Consider the following 22,657-nt stretch of genomic DNA (forward strand, 5'->3'; position numbering starts at 1 on the left):
GGAAGGGGGTTCGGCGGCCGGGCCGAGGCCGAAATGGGAACGAGGGTTCTGTAGGCCCCTCTTGAGCCCTGGAGACGTGGACGTAGGCTCCAGGCAAGCCGGTGGACACAAGCGGAAGGCGACGGGGAACAAGGGATACCGAGGCGGGACATCGAGCTGCGGGGAAGCCGGGGCACGTGCGAGCCGGCTCCGCAATGGGCGGCAGGAACGCCGTGTCCTCCGTCGGCGGGCAGCCACGGGGGAGCCGAAGGGGGAACGACGCACAGCCATGGGTGAGGTCTTCGCCGGCCGGTACGAACTGGTCGACCCGATCGGACGCGGGGGAGTCGGCGCGGTCTGGCGCACCTGGGACCACCGCCGCCGCCGCTATGTGGCCGCCAAGGTCCTGCAACAGCGCGACGCGCACGCCCTGCTGCGCTTCGTCCGCGAGCAGGCCGTGCGGATCGACCATCCTCATGTGCTCGCGCCCGCCAGCTGGGCCGCCGACGACGACAAGGTCCTGTTCACCATGGACCTGGTGGCCGGAGGCTCCCTGGTCAACCTCATCAACGACTACGGCCCCCTCCCGCCCGTCTACGTGTGCGGCCTGCTCGATCAGCTTCTGTCCGGCCTCGCCGCCGTGCACGCCGAGGGCATCATCCACCGCGACATCAAGCCCGCCAACGTGCTGCTTGAGGCCACCGGCACGGCCCGGCCCCGCCTGCGCCTGTCCGACTTCGGCATCGCCATGCGCTTGGGCGAGCCCCGTCTGACCGAGACCAACTACGTGGTGGGGACGCCGGGTTACTTCGCCCCCGAGCAGATGCTGGGAGCCGACCCGGACTTCCCGGCCGACCTCTTCGCGGTGGGCCTCGTCGCCCTGTACCTCCTCGAAGGCGCGAAACCCGACTCCAAGGCCCTCATCGAGCACTTCGCCGCCCACGGCACTCCGAAGGCCCCGCGAGGCATCCCCGAGCCGCTGTGGCAGGTCATCGCCACATTGCTCCAGCCCGACCCCGACTCCCGCTTCCGCACCGCCACAGGCGCCCGAAAGGCCCTCGCCGCCGCCACGGAGCTCCTCCCCGAACCCGGGCCCGACGAAGAGTTGGTGGAGGTCTTCGACCAACTCGGCCCACTGCCGTCCGGTTTCGCCCCCCAAGGGCCCCTGCACAGGGCATCCGGTCTGGACAAGACCGGAACAGGCACGCACACCGGCGGCACGGGGACGGACAGTGGCATGTCCTCGCCGATTCCCGGCCAGGGTACGGACGCCGCCGCTCTCAGCCCGCTCGGCCGACAGACCCCTGCGTCTCCTTCGGCTTCCGCCGCCTCCTCGGCTCCTGGCCACTTTCCGTCGGCCGCGGCACCTCCCTCTCTGTCCGGGCCTCCGTCCTCGGCTTCGTCTGCGTCCTCGCCCCCGTTCTCGGCTTCATCTTCGGCTTCGTCTCCGTCGGCGCCCTCGACCTCGCCCTCCCACGCGGGACCGGTCGTGGGAGGTGTCTCACCGTCCGGTGCGGAGGTGACACCTCCGCCGCCCCACAACCCACCTGCCCACAACCCGACCTTCCAGGGCCCGCCGCTCCCGCCTGGCGCGGGCACCGCACCACCCCCACCGTCCGCGGCTTCCGGACCCCAGCCCCAGCACAGGGGCCTCATACCGCCCCCGCCCCCGCCCCCGCCCCCGCCCCCGCCCATGCCCACGACCGCTCCGCCCCCGGCCGGCCCCACCACGTCCGGCCCCGGCCCCGGTGCCGGCAGCGACACAGGGCATCGGCCGCACGACGGGGCCCCCTCTCCAGCGGCATCTTCGGCGCCTTCGGCGCCCACCGGTCACACAGCACCCGGGGCGCCCCTCACCCCCGTACCTCCGCGGCCCGAGCGCGACCCCGCTCCCTCGCGGCCGTCCACGATGTCGGACACCGGCAGCTTCCATCTGCCGCCGCCCCACGTACTCGCCGCCCGCACGTCCGCGCTCCAGACGGAACAACAGCGCAGCCACGACCCGGGCTACCCGGAGCACCAGCCCGAGCAGCAGGCCACGCCCCCCGGCGCGACGCCCGTACAAGCCGCCCCGGCGCAGTACGTCGAACCCACGCATGTCCCCTCCCCCCAGACCCACTCGCCGCTGGGCCTCGCTCAGGCCCCGACCGCGGCGGTGCAGCAGCACGCTTACGCCTCTACTGGTTCATACACCGCTCGACCGCCTCAGGTTCCCGGGCGGCGTTCGAGGGCGCTTCCCCGACGCCGCACGGGTCCTCCCCTCAAGGTGGTGCTCCCGGTCCTGCTGCTGGCGCTGGCCTGCTTCGCGGTGGGGTTCTGGGCTCTGGGTCAACTCTGACCCCCCTCCTGACCAGCACCGTTTAGGGCCCGGCCCCGCCTCACCGCCCCCGGGATGCCCCGTGCCGCCCCCGCGGTACCGCACCCGCCTCTGGCCGCCCGGCCTCCGCGCCCGCGCCCGCCACCGCTGTCGGCCTCGCCTTCCCCTTCGCGTCGGCGGATGCCCGCCTGCGCGCCACGAGGGTCCACACCACGAGTCCGAACACCAGAAGGCTTCCCGTACCGATGCCACCCGCCGCGACGACCGTCATGGCAAGACGCCGCTTCCCGCCGGAGGAGTCGGCGGAATCCTCCCCACCGTCGGAAGCGTCCGCGTCGTCCCCACCGCCACCGGTCCCCGCACCGTCCAGCGTCTCCCCCGTGATCCCCTTCTCAGCGGCCTCCTTGTCCTGCGTGGTGACCTCGAAGACGCCGCGTGGCTCGGAGGTACCGAGATATCCCGGCCCGGCCCCGGCCCGGCCCTCCAGCCGCACCCTCAGGGTCAGCCCGAGAGGCTCCTCGCCGTACCGGTCCGCGACCGAGGTCCCGAGATGCAGGGCCAGGTAGTACCAGCCGGCGAACCGCATCCCGCTCACTTCGCCGGCGAGGGAGAAACGGTTCTCGTAGGCGACGGGCGGGAGCGGGTCGAGGGCGGTGGACCGTTGTTCGCCCCCGTAGTTGGCGGTTCTGTCGTCCACGAGGCCACGTACGGGGTTGTAGAGCGACATGGCGAACGCGTTCCCCACGTACCCGTCGCCGCCTGTCGCGCTGCCCAGATCGGCGGTGACGTGGAGCTGCTGTCCCCAGCCGACGGGCACTTTGTAGAACAGCGTCTCCCCGGCCCTGATCCCGGCCTCGTCCCGCCATACCCCCTGCGCCACAGGACTCGCCGAGGCGAAACCGCTCCCTCCGCGCCGCCGCTCGGGGTCACCGGACAGATCTTCCGGCGGTGCGGAGTCGAAGCTCTCGGGGGCACTGGTCGAACCCCCCTTCGTCACGGCGGGCTCAGACACGAAGCCGAGCTCCAGCCCCCACTTCTCCGACGAGCCCTCCGAGGACGAGCCCGACACCGATCCGGAAGCGGATCCGGCAACCGAGCCCGCGCCCGTTCCCGCTCCCGCGCCTCCTCCGACGCCGACGCCGACCCGTTCGACGACGACGTAGTAGGTCCCCGCCTCCTGACACATGTACTCGTCGCTGCCGATCTCACGCGAGGCCCAGGCGGTCACGGGGTGCGCGCTGCGGGTCGGGCCGAAGCGGGCGGTCTCGTACGAGCAGCGATGCGCGTCGGCGTCCTGCACAGAGACCCTGATGCCGTCCGTGGAGGCGACCGCCGCTCCGGCGTCGGGTACGACGGTGGCCGAGACGTACGCGTTCGCGGCGGCATCGAGGTCGAGGCGGTAGTAGAGCTTCCCGCCCGAGCCGATGGAGCCGCGGTAGATCCCGCCGGCCACCAGCCGCGCGGCACCCGTGCTGCTCGTGGCGCCCTCGACCGTCCTCGCGCCCTCGGCATAGGCGTACGGCGTGGGGTCGTCGGCGGCAGCCACGGGTCCGGCCGCCGTGATCGCCGTGCACAGAGCCGCTCCCACGGCTGCCACAGTTCGCCACCGGCCCGTGCGCCGCCCCATCTAGCGCCACCCCTCGTCGTAGACCGAAGTCGCGGCTCCGGAGTCGAAGCCCGCGGAAAAGCCCGGAAGAACCGCCCGGAAGAAAGCGTGGAAGAAAGCCTGGAGTGAATGCGCCCATCCTGCCGGGCCGTGCCCGCCGGTGCCCTCGTTCCTGGCAAGGAGCGGCCGAAAACGGCCTCTACCCGACCCCCTGCTTTGCTTCGGCAAGCACATCGTTCGCCAGAGCGAATCCGGTGCCGGCAAAACCCTCATGACTGTCAGGGCGGATGCGGGCGAGACGCCCGAGCGACACAAAACCCCGACCGCGAGCGCGGCCGGGGTCTGCTCTGAGACTGATGTCGATGTTCACGAACCCGTGGGCACGGAGTCAGTAGCCTCCGTCCACAGGTCCTGCTCGGCGCGATCCGCCTGGATCTGGCGGTACACGAGGAGCCCGCCGATGGCGGCCAGTGCGACCAGGAGAAGCTTCTTCACCGCGCGACCTCGTCTTTCCTTGACGTAGGGGACCTCTGGCGCCCGACTATACACACCGACCGATACCGATCGGTGACCTGCGTCCCGCCCCTCAACTGCCGCCGGGAAGGCCGCAGTAGAACCGGATGCGACTGTTCCGATCGCAGGTTCATCACACAGGTCCCACACTTCTCCCGCATGCGACGCGAACCCGCAGGACTCCGGTCGCCGCAGACCTCCACCCCGTCCACCCGCCTGCCCTCACGGCCCCCCACGGCCTCGAGGACCCCCCAGGACCCCCACGGCCCCGTACGGGCATCCGGGAGCTTTCCGAGCCCCTTGCGGCCATCCGAGTGGTGTTGATCCGACGATCCACACGCCACGGGCGTCGGTACACGATTCCAGAGCCCACATACACATCATGGGGAAAGTACGCAAATCGCCCAACCCGAAAGTGAGGGGCCGTGGCCCAGAACAAGGTCATGAAGCTGTGGACCGTCGTCGTCACCGCCGTCCTGGCGCTGTGCACGGCACTCGGACTGATCACGACCACGGCATCGGCCGCGGTACCGCAGACCGGCACCACCCGCAACTGCGCGGCCCCCACGACGCTGCCGGCGACGGCCCTGCCGGTCCGGCCCCACGATCGCGCTCTGCCCCCCACGATGAAACAACGCATCCGCGCCGAGGCCCACGGCTCCTCGCCCTCCTGCCGCCACCGCGCGCTCCTGGAATCGGAAGCCACGAACGCCACGGACGCCACGGACGCCACCGCCCTGCGGCCCTCTCTCCCGCAGGCCGAGCGACTCGCCCCACCCCTCCAGCGCTGATTCGCCCCAGGCAGCAGACCCGCACGACCACCGTGGCGATCTTGCGTACGACGCCCCGTTGAACAGACACACGGAACAACCACAGAGCACGACCAGAAGAACGGCCAGAAGAACGGCCAGGACGAACGGCCAAAGAGAACGACGGCAGAGAACAACCGCGACAGAACAACAGGAACCCCCGGCCGGAATGGCCGGGGGTTCCTGCGTCAGTACTCATCGGTCATCAGTCGACGCCCGGAACGACGAAGACCCTCAACCGTCATCGGTCGAGGGTCTTCATGCTGGTGGGGCTAACAGGATTTGAACCTGTGGCCTCATCCTTATCAGGGATGCGCTCTAACCAACTGAGCTATAGCCCCGCCGCGCTGTGCGGTGTGTATCCCGCGCGCTGACTCCTGAAGATTAGCGCACGACGTGGGGAGTCCCAAAATCGATACCCGGAGGGGAGCCGCGACGCGGTCGGGCACCCTGGCGGGGACGGCGTTCGACGCCGTCCCCGGGGGCCGTTCCTAAGTGGTCGCCGTGCTCACTCGTCCTCGGCGAGCGTCAGCTCGATGCCGCCGACGAAGGCCGCGGAGATGTTGTAGATGAAGGCGCCGAGCGTGGCGAGGGCGGTCGCGAGGACGACGTCGATGACCGCGATGATCGTGGTGAACACGAGCACATTGGGCAGCGACAGGAACGACTGCAGGTCGAAGCCGTTGGACTCGTTCGAGCCGGTGGCCTCGGAGATGGTGGCACCGACAGTGGAGAACACGCCCATCGCGTTCATGACCATCCACAGCACCGCGGCCGCGACGACCGTGCAGATACCGAGGGCGATGGAGAGCAGGAAGCTGACCTTCATCACGGACCACGGGTCGGCCTTGGCCACTCTCAGCCGCGCCTTGCGCGTCCGCGGCGTCGTGCGCGCTCCCGGACGCGGGTTGCGGGACGCACCGTCCGGCACCGGCTGGTACGCCTGCGGCGGGTGGTACGGGCCGGCCTGCTGTTGCGACTGCCGCTCACCGGGCAGTGCCGAGCCACCGGCCTGCGAGGGAGCCGGGCGGGGGGACCCGCCCGCAGCCGCGGCCGTGCTGCCCGGCGCGGGCTGGTGGGCCTGCGGACCACGGGTGCCCGTCACGGTTCCCCCCTTGGGTTCAGCCTTGTCGAGCGACGGCGCGGGCGGAGCCGAGTCGGTCGCGCCCTTGATCGCTTTCAGTTGGGTCGTGTGCGTGTCCATCGCACGCGCGGCGGAGCCACGGCCGCCGCCGTCCGCCTCCGACCCGGTCGAAGTGCCGGCCGAAGTACCGGACGATCCCGCGCCCGTGGCTCCGCTCACGCTGACTCACTCCTCGTGCTACTCGGACGAGGGCGCCTCACCCTCGTCCGTACCGGTCGTCGCGGCACCCTCGGCGGTCTCGTCCACGGCCTCGTCGCCGTCGACCTCCTCCGCCTCCCGCCCCGCCTCGGCGTTACGAGCGATGCCGACCACGGCATCGCGCTTGCCCAGGTTGATCAGTTGGACGCCCATGGTGTCACGGCCGGTTTCCCTGATCTCGTTGACTCGCGTACGAATCACACCGCCCGACAACGTGATGGCGAGGATCTCGTCGGTCTCCTCGACCACCAGCGCGCCGACGAGCGAACCGCGGTCCTCGACGATCTTGGCGGCCTTGATACCGAGGCCGCCGCGACCCTGGACGCGGTACTCGTCGACGCCGGTCCGCTTCGCGTACCCGCCGTCTGTGGCAGTGAACACGAACGTACCGGGTCGAACAACATTCATCGAGAGCAGCTCGTCGCCCTCGCGGAAACTCATGCCCTTGACACCCGAGGTGGCACGGCCCATGGGCCGCAGTGCCTCGTCCGTCGCCGTGAAGCGGATCGATTGCGCCTTCTTGCTGATCAGAAGCATGTCATCTTCTGATGATACGAGTTCGGCTCCGATCAGTTCATCGTCCGAACCGTCCTCCTTTTCACGGAGGTTGATTGCGATGACACCACCGGAACGGGGCGAATCGTAATCTTTCAGAGGCGTCTTCTTCACAAGTCCGCCCTTGGTGGCGAGCACCAGGTAGGGCGCGGCCTCGTAGTCGCGGATCGCGAGGATCTCGGCGATCGCCTCGTCCGGCTGGAAGGCCAGCAGGTTGGCGACGTGCTGTCCACGCGCGTCACGTCCGGCGTCCGGCAGCTCGTAGGCCTTGGCCCGGTAGACACGGCCCTTGTTGGTGAAGAACAGCAGCCAGTGGTGGGTCGTGGACACGAAGAAGTGGTCGACGATGTCGTCTTCCTTGAGCTTCGTACCGCGCACGCCCTTGCCACCACGCTTCTGCGCGCGGTAGTCCACCGTCTTGGTCCGCTTGACGTAACCACCGCGCGAGACGGTGACGACGATGTCCTCCTCGGCGATGAGGTCCTCGATGGACATGTCACCGTCGTAGGGCACCAGCATCGTCTTGCGGTCGTCGCCGAACTTCTCCACGATCGCGGCGAGTTCCGCGCTGACGATGCCGCGCTGGCGGACCGGCGAGGCGAGGATCTCGTTGTACTCGCGGATCTTGGCCTGAAGTTCGTCGTGCTCCTGGATGATCTTCTGACGCTCCAGGGCGGCGAGGCGGCGCAGCTGCATCTCGAGGATGGCGTTGGCCTGGATCTCGTCGATCTCCAGGAGGTCCATCAGGCCCGTGCGCGCGATGTCGACGGTGTCGCTGCGCCGGATCAGCGCGATGACCTCGTCGATGGCGTCCAGGGCCTTCAGCAGACCGCGCAGGATGTGCGCCCGCTCCTCGGCCTTGCGCAGCCGGAACTTCGTACGGCGGACGATGACCTCGATCTGGTGCGTCACCCAGTGGCGGATGAACGCGTCCAGGGAGAGCGTGCGGGGCACGCCGTCGACCAGCGCCAGCATGTTGGCGCCGAAGTTCGTCTGGAGGTCCGTGTGCTTGTACAGGTTGTTCAGCACGACCTTGGCGACCGCGTCGCGCTTCAGGACGATGACCAGGCGCTGCCCCGTACGGGACGACGTCTCGTCACGGACGTCCGCGATGCCGCCGATCTTTCCGTCCTTCACGAGGTCGGCGATCTTCTGCGCGAGGTTGTCCGGGTTGACCTGGTAGGGAAGCTCCGTGACCACCAGGCACTGACGGTTCTGGATCTCCTCGACCTCGACGACCGCGCGCATCGTGATGGAGCCACGGCCCGTGCGGTACGCCTCCTCGATGCCCTTGCGGCCGACCACCAGGGCGCCGGTCGGGAAGTCGGGGCCCTTGATGCGCTCGATCAGCGCGTCCAGGAGGTCCTCGTGGGAGGCTTCGGGGTTCTCCAGGTACCACTGGGCGCCGGCCGCGACCTCGCGGAGGTTGTGCGGCGGGATGTTGGTGGCCATGCCGACCGCGATACCGGCCGAGCCGTTGATCAGCAGGTTCGGGAAGCGGGCGGGCAGGACGGTCGGCTCCTGGGAGCGGCCGTCGTAGTTGTCCGTGAAGTCGACGGTGTCCTCGTCGATGTCACGGACCATCTCCATCGACAGCGGCGCCATCTTGCACTCGGTGTAGCGCATGGCCGCCGCCGGGTCGTTGCCCGGAGAACCGAAGTTGCCGTTGGAGTCCACCAGCGGCATCCGCATCGACCACGGCTGCGCGAGGCGGACCAGCGCGTCGTAGATCGAGGAGTCACCGTGCGGGTGGTAGTTGCCCATGACGTCGCCGACGACACGGGCGCACTTGTAGAAGCCCTTCTCGGGCCGGTAGCCACCGTCGTACATCGCGTACAGGACGCGGCGGTGGACGGGCTTGAGACCGTCGCGTACGTCGGGCAGCGCGCGGGACACGATGACGGACATCGCGTAGTCGAGGTACGAGCGCTGCATCTCGGTCTCGAGCCCGACGGGCTCGACGCGCATGACGATCTCGCCGCCCTCTTCGGGCGTCACTGGAGTGTTCTGGTCGGCCATGGCCGGTGAAGATCCTTCCTGGTGCGGTCAGCTGAGACCGACTCAGATGTCGAGGAAGCGGACGTCCTTGGCGTTGCGCTGGATGAACGCGCGACGGGCCTCGACGTCCTCACCCATCAGGACCGAGAACAGGTCGTCGGCCTGGGCTGCGTCGTCGAGTGTGACCTGGCCGAGGACGCGGTGCTCCTGGTCCATCGTCGTGATGCGCAGTTCCTCGGCGTTCATCTCGCCGAGACCCTTGAAGCGCTGGATCGAGTCCTCCCGGATGCGCTTGCCGCGCTGCCGGCCCATCTCGATCAGCGCGTCGCGCTCGCGGTCGGAGTACGCGTACTCGATGTCCTCGCGTCCCCACTTGATCTTGTAGAGCGGCGGGCGGGACAGGAACACGTGCCCGGCCTCGACCAGCGGCCGCATGAAGCGGAACAGGAAGGTCAGCAGCAGGGTGTTGATGTGCTGGCCGTCGACGTCGGCGTCCGCCATCAGGATGATCTTGTGATAGCGCAGCTTCTCGATGTCGAAGTCCTCGTGGACTCCGGTACCGAAGGCCGAGATCAGCGCCTGGATCTCCTGGTTCTGCAGGATCTTGTCGATCCTGGCCTTCTCCACGTTGAGGATCTTGCCGCGGATCGGGAGGATCGCCTGGTACTCGGGGTTCCGGCCGGACTTGGCCGAGCCACCGGCGGAGTCACCCTCGACGATGAAGATCTCGCACTTGATGGGGTCGTTCGACTGGCAGTCGGAGAGCTTGCCCGGCAGCGACGCCGTCTCCAACAGGCCCTTGCGGCGGGTGAGGTCCCGGGCCTTGCGGGCCGCCACGCGCGCGGTGGCCGCCTGGATGCCCTTGCGGACGATGTCCGCCGCCTCGACCGGGTTGCGGTCCAGCCAGTCGTTCAGGTGCTCGTAGACGACCTTCTGGACGAAGGTCTTCACCTCGGTGTTGCCCAGCTTGGTCTTGGTCTGGCCCTCGAACTGCGGCTCGCTCAGCTTCACCGAGATGATCGCCGTCAGACCCTCGCGGATGTCGTCGCCCGTGAGGTTGTCGTCCTTCTCACGCAGAAGCTTCTTCTCGCGCGCGTACTTGTTGACCAGGTTCGTCAGCGCCGCGCGGAAGCCCTCTTCGTGCGTACCGCCCTCGTGCGTGTGGATGATGTTCGCGAAGGAGTAGACACCCTCGGTGTAGCCACCGTTCCACTGCATCGCGAGTTCGAGGGACAGGCTCCTGTCCTTGTCCTCGGCCTCCAGGTCGATCACGGTGGGGTGCACCACGTCCCCCTTGCGGGAGTTGAGGTACTTCACGAAGTCGACGATGCCGCCCTCGTAGTGGTACGAGACGCTCCTGACCTCGTGCTTCTCGTCCTCACCCGCCTCGTCCGCCCCGGCCGTCGCCTTCGCCGACTCACGCTCGTCGGTGAGGTTGATCCGCAGACCCTTGTTGAGGAACGCCATCTCCTGGAAGCGCCGCGAGAGCGTCTCGAAGGAGTACTCGGTGGTCTCGAAGATGTCCGGGTCGGCCCAGAAGGTGACCGTGGTGCCGTGCTCGTCCGTGGCCTCGTGCTGGGCAAGCGGGGCCGTCGGGACGCCCAACTTGTAGTCCTGGGTCCAGCGGTGACCGTCGGTCTTGATCTCGACGGACACCCTGGTCGACAGGGCGTTCACGACGGAGACACCCACGCCGTGCAGACCGCCGGAGACCGCGTAGCCGCCGCCCCCGAACTTGCCGCCCGCGTGCAGGACCGTCAGCACGACCTCGACGGCCGGCTTGCCCTCGGAGGGAACGATGCCGACCGGGATGCCACGGCCGTTGTCGACGACCCGCACGCCGCCGTCGGCGAGGATCGTGACGTCGATGGTGTCCGCGTGGCCGGCCAGCGCCTCGTCGACCGAGTTGTCGACGACCTCTTGCACCAGGTGGTGAAGTCCGCGCTCACCGGTGGAACCGATGTACATACCGGGCCGCTTGCGGACCGCGTCCAGGCCTTCGAGGACGGTGATGGCGCTGGCGTCGTACGCCGTGGTCGAGGCCTCGGCGACTCCGGCCGGGGCCTCGGTGGACAGGATGTTCTCGTTGGGGTTGCCGGAATCGGCCACGAAGCGCCCTTTCTGGCACAGCACAAGCCAGGCTCCCGGCGGGTTTGCCGGGCCGGCTGCGGCGTTGCGGTGGAAGCCTTTGTCTGGGGTGAACGGTGTTTCCGAAGCGGTCCCCACGGATGGGGCGGGATTCTCTTCCAGTCTACCGGTAGCGCCGACAGTGATGGGGGTTTGCCGGTACCTGAGTCCGCATGTGCCGCCCTGAACCGGTCTCTCCCGACTCCCCATATGGGGAACGGGGCTCCAAGAGGCTCACAGCGGCACTCAGCGCTTCCGGGTGTCAACCCTTTGCTACTCCCGGGTCACGTCCACGTTCGCAACCGCACGCGGCGGCGCGCGCCGGAGCGCACGGCTGGGCGCGAGGCCGCGCGGACCCCCCGGTGACAGGCGCGACAGCACCCGAAAATGTGACTACGGTCACCCGTAGGTATCGCCGGGACCCGTGCTTCCCGGGGCCCGCAGGGGCCCGTAGCGACGGGCGGCCCCCGCGGGACCGTGGACCTTCAGCAGCCGTACGGTGCCGTGCCCGAGATCCTCGTTCAGCCGGGCGACCAGTTGCGGAGCCAGCAGCCGCACGTTCGTCGCCCACGCCGTCGAGTCGCACCGCACGTGCAGGACCCGCTCGTCCTCGTCGTACCGCTCCGGCACGCACCGTCTGGCCAGGTCGTCGCCGACGATCTGCGGCCACCGGCCCATGACACCGCCGACGGCCGCCGGGGTCTCCCAGCCGCGCTCGGTGATCAGACGGTTGATCGCGGGGCCCAGCGGCATGGGATCGCGGCCGTCGGCACGGGCGCCGGACCGCAACCCGCCACCGCGCCTGGCCTGCTTCTTCTGCTGCGTGGCCTCACCCCGCGCGCGTGCGGCCTCCTTAGCCGCGCGCAGTGCCACGCGCGCGAGGTCCACACCGGAGGGCTCGGGAGGTGTCGGGGTCGCCTCGGATCCGCTCATACCCGCTCCACCGTCCCGTCGGACACGACGTAGCGCGCCCCAGTCAGTACGTCCGGTACGTCGTCGTCGACCGCGGCGGTCACCAGGACCTGCTCGCCCGGCGCGACCAGTTCCGCCAGCCGCTCCCGCCGGCGGCTGTCCAGCTCGGCGAAGACGTCGTCGAGGATCAGCACCGGCTCGTTCCCCTCGGCCCGCAGCAGATCGTACGAGGCCAGCCGCAGGGCCAAGGCATAGGACCAGGACTCGCCGTGGGAGGCGTAGCCCTTGGCGGGCAGCTGACCGAGCTTGAGGGTCACATCGTCCCGGTGGGGTCCCACGAGGGTGACGCCCCGCTCGATCTCCTGCTTGCGGCTCTCCGCGAGGGCAGCCGTCAGCTGCTCGTACAGCTCCTCGCGCGCGTGCCCGACGAGCCCGGGAGACGAGGGCCGGTAATCCAGACCCACCGGACCGCCCCCGGGTGCCAGCTGCTCGTACGCCTTGTCGGCGAGCGGCTGGATCGCGGCGACCAGGTCCAGACGCTGGGCGAGCAGCTCGGCGCCCACGCGCGCGAGGTGCTGGTCCCACACGTCGAGCGTGGACAGGTCCATGGTGCGGCCGCCGTGCCGGCGGGCCAGCGCGGCCGACTTCAGGAGCGTGTTGCGCTGTTTGAGGACCCGCTCGTAGTCGGAGCGCACACCCGCCATGCGCGGGGACCGCGCTGTGATCAACTCGTCGAGGAAGCGCCGTCGCTCGCCGGGGTCGCCCTTGACCAGGGCGAGGTCCTCCGGCGCGAACAGCACCGTCCGCACGATGCCGAGCACGTCACGCGGCCTGACCTGCGACGACCTGTTGATGCGGGCTCGGTTGGCCTTGCCGGGGTTCAGCTCCAGCTCGACCAGCTGCTGCCGCTCGCCCTGCCGCACCTGCGCCCGGACCACCGCGCGGTCGGCGCCCATGCGGACCAGGGGAGCGTCCGACGACACCCGGTGGCTGCCGAGGGTCGCGAGGTAGCCGACCGCCTCGACCAGGTTCGTCTTGCCCTGCCCGTTGGGCCCCACGAAGGCGGTGACGCCCGGGTCGAGCGGGACCTCGACCCGGGCGTACGAGCGGAAGTCGGCCAGCGACAGATGCGTGACGTGCATGGTCGGGTGCCGACCTCCCCCAGGGTTGTGGACCGCCGTGCGGCCCTGTGGACGACCGTGTGCCGACCGTTGGCGTGTTCGTACTCGTCCTCGGTCGCGCCGGTCACGGGCTACTTCGTCTCGACCGCGTGGCCGCCGAACTGGTTCCGCAGCGCCGCGATCATCTTCATCTGCGGGGAGTCCTCCTGGCGCGACGCGAACCGCGCGAAGAGCGAGGCCGTGATCGCGGGCAGCGGCACGGCGTGGTCGATGGCGGCCTCCACGGTCCACCGGCCCTCGCCGGAGTCCTGTGCGTACCCCTTCAGCCGGTCCAGGTGCTCGTCCTCGTCGAGGGCGTTCACCGCCAGGTCGAGCAGCCAGGAGCGGATGACCGTGCCGTCCTGCCAGGAACGGAAGACCTCACGGACGTCCGTCACCGAGTCGGCCTTCTCCAGGAGCTCCCAGCCCTCGGCGTACGCCTGCATCATCGCGTACTCGATGCCGTTGTGGACCATCTTCGCGAAGTGCCCGGCACCGACCTTGCCGGCGTGCACCGCCCCGAGGTCGCCCTCGGGCTTCAGCGCGTCGAGGACCGGCTGCACCTTGGCGACGTTCTCCGCGTCACCGCCGTACATCAGCGCGTAGCCGTTCTCCAGCCCCCAGACGCCGCCGGAGACACCGCAGTCGACGAAGCCGATGCCCTTGGCGGCCAGCTGCTCGGCGTGCTTCTCGTCGTCCGTCCACCGGGAGTTCCCGCCGTCCACGACGACGTCCCCGGGCTGGAGCAGTTCGGCCAGCTCGTCGACGGTCGACTGGGTGGCCGCACCGGCCGGGACCATCACCCACACGACCCGCGGGCCGTTGAGCTTGCCCACAAGCTCTTCCAGGCTGTGGACATCGGCGAGATCCGGGTTCCGGTCGTATCCGATGACGGTGTGGCCTGCGCGGCGGATCCGCTCGCGCATGTTCCCGCCCATCTTGCCGAGGCCGACGAGACCGAGCTCCATCAGTGGTTCCTTAGGTTGCGACGTGTGCATGAGGGCACTTGCGTACCCACCCACGAGCCTAGACCCGGACGCTCACGCACACCTGTGGGCATACCCGCTCATAAGTAGCCCCCGACCTGCGGCTTCGCACCGAGGTCCCGGTGCTCCACCGGGCCCCACGGCCTTGTGGGCACCGCCGACGGCACGGCCGCGGCGGTGCCAGGCCGGTCAGCCGCTGAGCCGCACCGGCATGATCAGGTACTTGTAGGCCTCGTCCGCCTCGGCGTCCACAGCCGGCTTGCCGCTGAGCAGCGCGGGCTTGGTGGACGTGGTGAACGACAGCTGGGCGACCGGGGAGTCGATGGCGCTCAGGCCGTCCAGCAGGAACGTGGGGTTGAAGGCGATCGAGATGTCGTCGCCCTCAAGCTGGGCGTCGACCCTTTCCACAGCCTGTGCGTCGTCGCTGGAGCCGGCCTCCAGGATCAGCACGCCCTGCTCGAAGCTGAGCCGCACCGGGGTGTTCCGCTCGGCGACCAGGGCCACGCGCTTGACGGCCTCGACGAAGGGGGCGGTCTCGATGACGGCCACGCTGTTGAACTCCGTCGGGAACAGCGTGCGGTACTTCGGGAGGTCGCCCTCCAGCAGCCGCGTGGTCGTACGACGGCCCGCGCCCTCGAAACCGATCAGCCCTTCGCCCGAGCCCGATCCGGAGAGCGCCAGGATGACGCTGTCGCCGCTCGTGAGGGCCTTGGCGGTGTCCAGGAGGGTCTTGGCGGGCACCAGGGCGACCGCGGACGCCTCGGGGTTCTCCGGCTTCCACAGGAACTCGCGGACCGCGAAGCGGTAGCGGTCGGTGGAGGCCAGCGTGACCGTGTCGCCCTCGATCTCGATGCGCACACCGGTGAGGACGGGCAGCGTGTCGTCGCGCCCGGCGGCGATGGCCACCTGGGCGGCGGCGGAGGCGAAGACCTCGCCGGGGACCGTGCCCGTGGCGTTCGGCATCTGCGGCAGGGTCGGGTACTCCTCCACAGGCAGTGTGTGGAGGGTGAACCGCGAGGAGCCGCAGACCACCGTGGCCCGTACACCGTCTGTGGAGATCTCCACCGGCCGGTTCGGCAGGGCCCGGCAGATGTCGGCGAGCAGCCGGCCGGAGACGAGCACCGTGCCTTCCTCGTCGACCTCCGCCTCCACGGAGACCCGGGCGGAGACCTCGTAGTCGAAGCTGGAGAGGCTCAGCTGGCCTTCCTCGGCCTTCAGAAGGAGGCCGGCGAGGACAGGCGCCGGCGGCCGGGCCGGGAGGCTGCGCGCCGCCCAGGCCACGGCCTCCGCGAGTACGTCGCGTTCCACCCGGATCTTCACTGTTGCCGCCTCCTGCTGTTGCCGGCGCTTCTCGCCCTGCCTGGCTTCGTCGTCTGTCTCGGTGTCGGTGGTCCCTGTGACGGGAAGGACACCGGGGACCAGTCTGACGCACACCACTGACACTCGGAGCCTCTCGGGGTCAAGTCGTGACGGGGCGCGGTCGGGCAGCCAAGAGCGAGTTGTGCACAGGACCCACTTCGAAACGGATTCCCAGCTCTCTCTAGTTGGGAGTAGTAGTAGGGCCTGTGGAAACCGTGGATAACCCCGTTTTCGCAGCTCAGGAGGCAAATTTTGTCCACCGGGCCTGTGGGCGGAGGCGGTGGACAACCGGGGGTCTCTGTGGAGAACGGAAAGTTCTGCACACACCGTGCACAGCCCCGGGGCACTTCTCCCCAACGGCGTCCCCAGGTTTACCCGTCTTTCCCACAGCCCAACCGGGCAACTTCGTGTGACGCCTTTCACTCGGCATGGTGAGGAGACGCGTCGGCTTGCCGAACAGTGGACAGGCATGTGGAGAAGCCGTCGATCACTGGGGACAACCGGGCGCTGCCTGTGGGCCGTCGGTGGACAACCTCGTCCACAGTCTGTGGATCACCGCTTCGTCCACAGCCTGTGGAGATCTTTCGTCCACGAATCCACAGGGGACTGACCTGGCCTGATGATCCCTCAGCAAGCGGCCCTGTGGACACGATCTGCATAACTTCCCGGTCCCCAGGGTGTGGACGGAAGAAAGTCCCCGAATCTGTGGAGGGAGGCCGTAACTCGGCTGGTAATCGAACACCCGATGTCGGACCGACGACGGCCGAAGCCGCCCCGGAACGACGAAGGCGCCCTCGGGAACACGTCCCGGGGCGCCTTCGGCGGCGTACGACGGCCCTTCGTCAGCCGTTCTTGATGCGGTTCGTCAGCTCCGTCACCTGGTTGTAGATGGAGCGCCGCTCGGCCATGAGCGCGCGGATCTTGCGGTCGGCGTGCATGACGGTGGTGTGGTCACGGTTGCCGAACTGTGCGCCGATCTTGGGCAGCGACAGGTCGGTCAGCTCCCGGCACAGGTACATGGCGATCTGCCGGGCGGTCACCAGGGCGCGGCCGCGCGAGGTGCCGCAGAGGTCCTCGACCGTGAGCCCGAAGTAGTCGGCCGTCGCGCCCATGATCGCGGTGGCCGTGATCTCGGGGGACGCGTTCTCGCCGCCGGGGATCAGGTCCTTGAGGACGATCTCGGTCAGACCGAGGTCCACCGGCTGCCGGTTGAGCGAGGCGAACGCCGTCACCCGGATCAGGGCGCCCTCCAGCTCGCGGATATTGCGCGAGATGCGGGACGCGATGAACTCCAGCACCTCCGGCGGGGCGTTGAGCTGTTCCTGCACCGCCTTCTTGCGCAGGATCGCGATCCGCGTCTCCAGCTCGGGCGGCTGGACGTCGGTGATCAGACCCCACTCGAAACGGTTCCGCAGCCGGTCCTCCAGCGTCACCAGCTGCTTCGGCGGCCGGTCGCTGGAGAGCACGATCTGCTTGTTCGCGTTGTGGAGCGTGTTGAAGGTGTGGAAGAACTCCTCCTGCGTCGACTCCTTGTCCGCCAGGAACTGGATGTCGTCCACCAGCAGGATGTCCATCTCCCGGTACCGCTTGCGGAAGCTGTCGCCCTTGCCGTCGCGGATGGAGTTGATGAACTCGTTGGTGAACTCCTCCGAGCTCACGTACCGCACCCGCGTGCCCGGATAGAGGCTGCGCGCGTAGTGCCCGATCGCGTGCAGCAGGTGCGTCTTGCCGAGTCCGGACTCCCCGTAGATGAAGAGGGGGTTGTACGCCTTGGCGGGTGCCTCGGCGACGGCCACCGCGGCCGCGTGCGCGAAACGGTTCGAGGCACCGATGACGAAGGTGTCGAAGAGGTACTTCGGGTTCAGGCGTGCCGTCGGCTCACCCGGGCCGGGCGCCGGCGCGGGCTGCGCCGCCAGCGGGCCGGGCGCGCTGCTCGCCGGCCCGCCCCGGTGCACGTGCCCGGAGCCCGGCGGCGGCTCGGGAAGCTCGCGCCGGTCCTGGCGCGGGTAGTCGGAGTCGGCACCCGGCCGGTCGTAGTCGCCGCGGTGCTGGTCGTACTCGGAACGTTGCTGGTCGTAGGGCGACCGGTCCCGCGACTGCGAGCGGTAGTCCGAGGACGGCGAGGCGTAGGGATCCCGCTCCGGGAAACCGAGCCGCTGCTGCTGCCAGCCGTAGTCGTCCTGCGACGGCCGCGGCCAGGCTCCCGGCTCGGGCCGCTGGTACTCGGACGGATACGCGGGGCGCGCGGTCGGAAGCTGGTCCGGGCGGGGGTGTTCCGAGCGAGGGGGCGGCAACTGCTCGCCGGCCCCGCCGCCCAGCTGGTCGCCGCGCCCCGGGCCGCGGTCGTCGGCCCGGTGGCGGCCGTATCCCTCGTAGGGGTCGCGGGCCTGGCCGTCGTATCCGTTCTGTGTCTCGTACGTGTTCTTGGTCTCGTACGCGTTCTGGTTCTCGTACCCACCGCGCGCGTCGCGCCCCTGCCCGTCGTACGGGGTTCTGCCGTCGTAGCCGTCGCGGCTCTGGGCCGGGACGGAGGGCAGCTCCTGCTCCTCGAAGCGGTGCTGGACCGGCGGGGGCGGAGGCTCGCCGACGGAGCTGTCGACGGTGATCGCGATACGGATCGGGCGGCCGCACTCCCGGCTCAGGGTCTCGCTGACGATCGGCGCGAGACGACCCTCCAGTACGCCCTTGGCGAACTCGTTCGGGACGGCGAGCAGAGCCGTGTCCGCGACCAGCGCGAGGGGCTGACAGCGCTTGATCCAGCGCTCGTCCTTCACCTCGACGCCCTGACCGTGGCCCTCGCCGAGGAGCTTCTCCAGTACTCGTGGCCACACTGCGGCAAGATCGGCAGGTACGTCAGCCACAGGGCACGCTCTCTCACAGGTCCCACGAACGTGTGGTTCTGGGACAGGTCGGTTCGAAACTCGGGTGGGGCACTCGGAACGAGGCGCTGATGGGTGGGTCGGGTCCCAGCAGCCAAAGGAAAAGGAACGAATCAGAGTTCAGTCACGGTAGTCACGGCGACGGGTACGGTTCAAGTTGTTGTCCCCAGCCTGTGGATAGTGTCTCCCTGTGACCTCCGGTTTGACCGGATGGCGTAGCCGCGCGTACCGTAACCAGGTCGAGTTGTCGATGGCTGCTGCCGCCTGCCTCCGATGGGCACAGATCGCGTCAGGTGATCGGACAGCGGTGCACTCGGGCGTTTATACGAGCTACTCGTGGGCGCACGGTGACAGCCAGGACGGCACCCGCAAACACCGATTTCTTTCTGGAGCCCCCGAGTGAGCAAGCGCACCTTCCAGCCGAACAACCGTCGTCGCGCGAAGACCCACGGCTTCCGCCTGCGGATGCGTACCCGTGCCGGTCGCGCGATTCTCGCGAACCGTCGCAGCAAGGGTCGCGCCAGCCTGTCCGCCTGATCCCGATCAGGTCATGACGTCGTGCTGCCTACCGAGCATCGGCTGAGGCGGCGCGAGGACTTCGCGACCGCGGTACGACGAGGACGCCGGGCCGGCCGCCCGCTCCTCGTCGTTCACCTACGTAGCGGTGCCACGGACCCGCACGCGCCTGGGGAGAGCGCTCCCCCGACGCGTGCGGGTTTCGTCGTGAGCAAAGCCGTCGGTGGCTCGGTCGTCCGTAACAAGGTGAAGCGCAGGCTTCGCCATCTGATGCGCGATCGAGTCGCCCTGTTGCCCCCCGGTAGCCTGGTAGTAGTACGAGCGCTGCCCGGAGCGGGTGACGCCGACCACGTACAACTGGCCCAAGACCTGGATGCCGCCCTGGGGCGGCTGCTGGGAGGGGGCGCACGATGAAGTACCCGCTGCTGGCGCTGATCAAGCTGTACCAGTGGACGATCAGTCCGCTGCTCGGGCCGGTGTGCAAGTACTACCCGTCGTGCTCCCACTACGGCTACACGGCCATCGACCGGCACGGTGCGATCAAGGGAACGGCACTCACCGCCTGGCGCATCCTGCGGTGCAATCCGTGGTCGCTCGGCGGTGTGGACCACGTCCCGCCGCGCAAGCGCCCACGGTGGCACGAGTTGTTGCGTGGCACGTGGCGCGCACGCAAGGGCGGGTCCTCCGCCGCCGAACCGGCCACCGAAGGGCACGTTCCTTCGAGCCCGGCCGCCGAGAGCCCGTCCCATGCCCAAGGAGCATGATTAGTGGACACGATTGCCAGCCTCTTCAGCTTCATCACGACACCTGTCTCCTGGGTCATCGTCCAGTTCCACACGGTGTACGGCGCCGTCTTCGGCCCGGACACCGGGTGGGCCTGGGGCCTGTCCATCGTGTCCCTGGTGATCCTGATCCGTATCTGCCTGATCCCGCTCTTCGTGAAGCAGATCAAGGCGACCCGGGCGATGCAGACGCTCCAGCCCGAGATGAAGAAGATCCAGGAGCGCTACAAGAACGACAAGCAGCGCCAGTCCGAAGAGATGATGAAGCTGTACAAGGAGACGGGTACCAACCCGCTCTCCTCGTGCCTTCCCATCCTGGCGCAGTCCCCGTTCTTCTTCGCGCTGTATCACGTGCTCAACAGCATCGCGAACAACGACACCATCGGTGTCATCAACCAGAGCCTGCTGGAGAGCGCGCAGAAGGCGCACATCTTCGGAGCCCCGCTGGCGGCGAAGTTCACCGACAGCACCGCCGACGTCGTCGCGCTCGACGCCTCGCTGACCACGGTCCGCATCGTCACCGCGGTCATGATCGTCCTGATGTCCGCGTCGCAGTTCTACACGCAGCGTCAGCTGATGACGAAGAACGTCGACACCACGGTGAAGACGCCGTTCATGCAGCAGCAGAAGATGCTGATGTACGTCTTCCCCGTCATGTTCGCGGTCTTCGGCATCAACTTCCCGGTCGGTGTCCTCGTCTACTGGCTGACCACCAACGTGTGGACCATGGGCCAGCAGATGTACGTCATCCACAACAACCCGACCCCGGGTTCCAAGGCGCAGGCCGCCTATCTGGAGCGTCTCTTCAAGCACGTCACGCGGCACGGCAAGACCCGCAACCGCCGCGAGCGCGCCATCGTCAAGGCCATCGTCGTCAAGGGCCGCGACCGCAACGAGCACGAGCGGAAGTTCATCACCGGCCTGGGCAAGGAGGGCCTCGCGGCCCAGAGCGACGGCACCGTGATCAAGAGCGAGGTCGCGGTCGCCACGGCCGAGGACGGTACGCCCACCCCCGGCACGCCCAGGCGCCAGCAGCCCAAGCGCCAGAGCAAGGCCCAGCGTCAGTCCGGCGGTGCGCGGAGCGCCGACGACGACGAGCCGAAGACCGAGCCCACGTCGCTGAGCAAGTCCGACCAGCCGGAGGACGCCAAGCCGGCGGCCGCAGCCAAGAAGGCCGCGCCCAAGCCCGGCACCGGTGGCCGCAGCAAGGCCCAGTCCGGTCAGCGCAAGGGGCAGCAGCGCCCCAAGTCCCCGTCCAAGAAGTAAGAAGGAGTTCCTCCCGTGACGGAAGGCACCACCTCCACCGCCTCCGAGGGTGGCGACACCCTGACCCGCCTGGAGCAGGAGGGTGAGATCGCGGCGGACTATCTGGAAGGTCTGCTGGACATCGCAGACCTCGACGGCGACATCGACATGGACGTCGAGGCCGACCGTGCCTCTGTCTCGATCATCAGCGACTCCGGTGGCCGCGACCTGAACAAGCTCGTCGGCCGCGAGGGCGAGGTGCTCGAGGCGCTTCAGGAGCTGACGCGCCTGGCCGTGCACCGCGAGACCGGTGACCGCAGCCGTCTGATGCTGGACATCGCGGGTTACCGCGCCCAGAAGCGCGCCGAGCTCTCCGAGCTGGGCGCCAAGGCGGCGGCCGAGGCCAAGAGCAGCGGCGAGCCCGTGAAGCTGAAGCCGATGACGCCGTTCGAGCGCAAGGTCGTGCACGACGCGGTCAAGTCGGCCGGCCTGCGCAGCGAGTCCGAGGGCGAGGAGCCGCAGCGCTTCGTCGTCGTGCTGCCCGCCTGATTCGGTACGTACGTCTCTCCGGCCCCGTCTGCCCGCAGGCGGGGCCGAACTTTGTCAGCCTGTTGTTCTGATGTCAGCGCCCAGTGCGCTCTTGCGGTACGGAAGGACGGTCCCCGTGACGGAGTCAGCGGAGCTCCCCCCTGCGCCCGAGCAGGCACGCGACGTATTCGGTGATCGCTACGCGGACGCGGTCCGGTACGCCGAGCTCCTGGCCGAGGCGGGAGTGCAGCGTGGGCTCATCGGCCCGCGTGAGGTGCCCCGCCTGTGGGAGAGGCATCTGCTGAACTGTGCGGTGCTCTCCGAGGTCGTACCCGAAGGCGTCACGGTGTGCGATGTCGGGTCCGGTGCCGGACTCCCCGGTATTCCGCTGGCCCTCGTCCGGCAGGACCTGAAGATCACGCTGCTGGAACCACTGCTGAGGCGCACGAACTTCCTGACCGAGGTCGTCGAGCTCCTGGGCCTCGATCATGTGACCGTCGTCCGCGGCCGGGCCGAGGAGGTCCTCGGGACCCTTCAGCCGGTTCACGTGGTGACGGCCAGGGCCGTGGCTCCATTGGACCGATTGGCCGCCTGGGGCATTCCTCTGCTGCGTCCCTACGGAGAGATGCTCGCCCTCAAGGGAGACACCGCGGAGGAGGAGCTGAAGAGCGCCGCCTCGGCTCTCAGCAAGCTCGGCGCGGTGGAGACCTCGGTCCTTCATGTCGGCGAGGGCGTGGTCGATCCTCTGTCCACGGTCGTCCGTGTCGAGGTCGGGGAGAGCCCGGGTGGCGTGCGCTTCGCCGCGAAGAGGGCCAAGGCGGCCCGGACGGGTCGTGCCCGCCGGCGCCGCTAGGTGCCGGTCCTGGACCTTCGCTGATCCGTCCTGACGACGCGTCCCTACTCCACACAAGCTGCCAAACCTCCGCGTTCCGGAGTGTCGCGTCAGTGTGGCCTGTGCCGCTGGGCATCGTGTTTCACGTGAAACGTCGCTCATTGCTGCACGGCATCATCAGCCGTGGCCGCGCCGCGGCCGAACCGCGCGAC

Annotated in this window: 18 protein-coding genes and 1 tRNA gene; 8 read left to right on the forward strand and 11 right to left on the reverse strand. The window is 68.9% G+C overall.

What is annotated here, in order from left to right; genetic code table 11:
- The first annotated feature begins 268 nt into the window (after positions 1-268).
- Positions 269-2,317: a serine/threonine-protein kinase gene (locus ACZ6BB_RS26570; protein ID WP_471617679.1), complete on the forward strand. Its 2,049-nt coding sequence runs from the start codon at positions 269-271 to the stop codon at positions 2,315-2,317.
- 40 nt (positions 2,318-2,357) lie between these two features.
- Here the strand turns inward: ACZ6BB_RS26570 and ACZ6BB_RS26575 are convergent, their stop codons facing one another.
- Positions 2,358-3,923, reverse strand: coding sequence for a hypothetical protein (locus tag ACZ6BB_RS26575; RefSeq protein WP_471617680.1), 1,566 nt, complete (start codon positions 3,921-3,923; stop codon positions 2,358-2,360).
- Between the two features lie 345 nt (positions 3,924-4,268).
- Positions 4,269-4,397, reverse strand: coding sequence for a DLW-39 family protein (locus tag ACZ6BB_RS26580; protein ID WP_003999697.1), 129 nt, complete (start codon positions 4,395-4,397; stop codon positions 4,269-4,271).
- Between the two features lie 443 nt (positions 4,398-4,840).
- Between ACZ6BB_RS26580 and ACZ6BB_RS26585 the strand changes: the two genes are divergently transcribed.
- The gene (locus tag ACZ6BB_RS26585) at positions 4,841-5,206 is read left to right on the forward strand and encodes a DUF6344 domain-containing protein (protein ID WP_471617681.1); all 366 of its coding nucleotides are present in this window, start codon (positions 4,841-4,843) and stop codon (positions 5,204-5,206) included.
- Positions 5,207-5,488: 282 nt separating this feature from the next.
- Here the strand turns inward: ACZ6BB_RS26585 and ACZ6BB_RS26590 are convergent.
- From ACZ6BB_RS26590 to dnaA, 9 genes are all read right to left on the reverse strand, one after another.
- Positions 5,489-5,565: transfer RNA gene (locus ACZ6BB_RS26590), tRNA-Ile, on the reverse strand.
- Positions 5,566-5,732: 167 nt separating this feature from the next.
- Positions 5,733-6,527 (reverse strand): DUF3566 domain-containing protein, encoded by a 795-nt coding sequence (locus ACZ6BB_RS26595; RefSeq protein ID WP_471617682.1) that lies wholly within the window; start codon positions 6,525-6,527, stop codon positions 5,733-5,735.
- 18 nt (positions 6,528-6,545) lie between these two features.
- Complete coding sequence (gene gyrA / locus ACZ6BB_RS26600; RefSeq protein WP_471617683.1) at positions 6,546-9,140, reverse strand: DNA gyrase subunit A; 2,595 nt, start codon at positions 9,138-9,140, stop codon at positions 6,546-6,548.
- 42 nt (positions 9,141-9,182) lie between these two features.
- Positions 9,183-11,228 carry a DNA topoisomerase (ATP-hydrolyzing) subunit B gene (gene gyrB, locus ACZ6BB_RS26605; RefSeq protein WP_471617684.1) on the reverse strand — a complete coding sequence of 682 codons (2,046 nt, stop codon included), beginning with the start codon at positions 11,226-11,228 and terminating at the stop codon, positions 9,183-9,185.
- 417 nt (positions 11,229-11,645) lie between these two features.
- Complete coding sequence (locus tag ACZ6BB_RS26610) at positions 11,646-12,179, reverse strand: DciA family protein (protein WP_471617685.1); 534 nt, start codon at positions 12,177-12,179, stop codon at positions 11,646-11,648.
- A complete protein-coding gene (gene recF, locus ACZ6BB_RS26615) occupies positions 12,176-13,300 on the reverse strand; it encodes a DNA replication/repair protein RecF (protein ID WP_471617686.1) in 1,125 nt (374 codons plus the stop codon). The genes ACZ6BB_RS26610 and recF overlap by 4 nt, the downstream gene beginning before the upstream one ends.
- Before the next feature lie 110 nt (positions 13,301-13,410).
- Positions 13,411-14,286, reverse strand: coding sequence for a phosphogluconate dehydrogenase (NAD(+)-dependent, decarboxylating) (gene gnd / locus ACZ6BB_RS26620; protein ID WP_471617687.1), 876 nt, complete (start codon positions 14,284-14,286; stop codon positions 13,411-13,413).
- A 207-nt stretch (positions 14,287-14,493) separates the two neighbouring features.
- Positions 14,494-15,624 carry a DNA polymerase III subunit beta gene (dnaN, locus tag ACZ6BB_RS26625; protein WP_471617688.1) on the reverse strand — a complete coding sequence of 377 codons (1,131 nt, stop codon included), beginning with the start codon at positions 15,622-15,624 and terminating at the stop codon, positions 14,494-14,496.
- A gap of 881 nt (positions 15,625-16,505) precedes the next feature.
- The gene (gene dnaA / locus ACZ6BB_RS26630; RefSeq protein WP_471617689.1) at positions 16,506-18,524 is read right to left on the reverse strand and encodes a chromosomal replication initiator protein DnaA; all 2,019 of its coding nucleotides are present in this window, start codon (positions 18,522-18,524) and stop codon (positions 16,506-16,508) included.
- A 417-nt stretch (positions 18,525-18,941) separates the two neighbouring features.
- Here dnaA and rpmH point away from each other — a divergent pair, with 417 nt between their 5' ends.
- From rpmH to rsmG, 6 genes are all read left to right on the forward strand, one after another.
- Positions 18,942-19,079 carry a 50S ribosomal protein L34 gene (gene rpmH, locus ACZ6BB_RS26635; protein WP_005482975.1) on the forward strand — a complete coding sequence of 46 codons (138 nt, stop codon included), beginning with the start codon at positions 18,942-18,944 and terminating at the stop codon, positions 19,077-19,079.
- A 21-nt stretch (positions 19,080-19,100) separates the two neighbouring features.
- Positions 19,101-19,472 (forward strand): ribonuclease P protein component, encoded by a 372-nt coding sequence (gene rnpA / locus ACZ6BB_RS26640; RefSeq protein ID WP_078531538.1) that lies wholly within the window; start codon positions 19,101-19,103, stop codon positions 19,470-19,472.
- Complete coding sequence (yidD, locus tag ACZ6BB_RS26645) at positions 19,469-19,822, forward strand: membrane protein insertion efficiency factor YidD (protein WP_471617690.1); 354 nt, start codon at positions 19,469-19,471, stop codon at positions 19,820-19,822. Before rnpA ends, yidD begins: the two co-directional genes overlap by 4 nt.
- 3 nt (positions 19,823-19,825) lie before the next feature.
- Entirely contained in the window at positions 19,826-21,106 is a 1,281-nt protein-coding gene (gene yidC / locus ACZ6BB_RS26650; protein WP_471617691.1) for a membrane protein insertase YidC, read from the forward strand.
- A 15-nt stretch (positions 21,107-21,121) separates the two neighbouring features.
- Positions 21,122-21,634, forward strand: a complete 513-nt coding sequence (locus ACZ6BB_RS26655) for a Jag family protein (RefSeq protein WP_275457360.1) — start codon at positions 21,122-21,124, stop codon at positions 21,632-21,634.
- 115 nt (positions 21,635-21,749) lie between these two features.
- Positions 21,750-22,466 (forward strand): 16S rRNA (guanine(527)-N(7))-methyltransferase RsmG, encoded by a 717-nt coding sequence (gene rsmG / locus ACZ6BB_RS26660; RefSeq protein ID WP_059079577.1) that lies wholly within the window; start codon positions 21,750-21,752, stop codon positions 22,464-22,466.
- The last annotated feature ends 191 nt before the right edge of the window (positions 22,467-22,657 follow it).

The organism is Streptomyces sp. NPDC041108 (assembly GCF_055592645.1).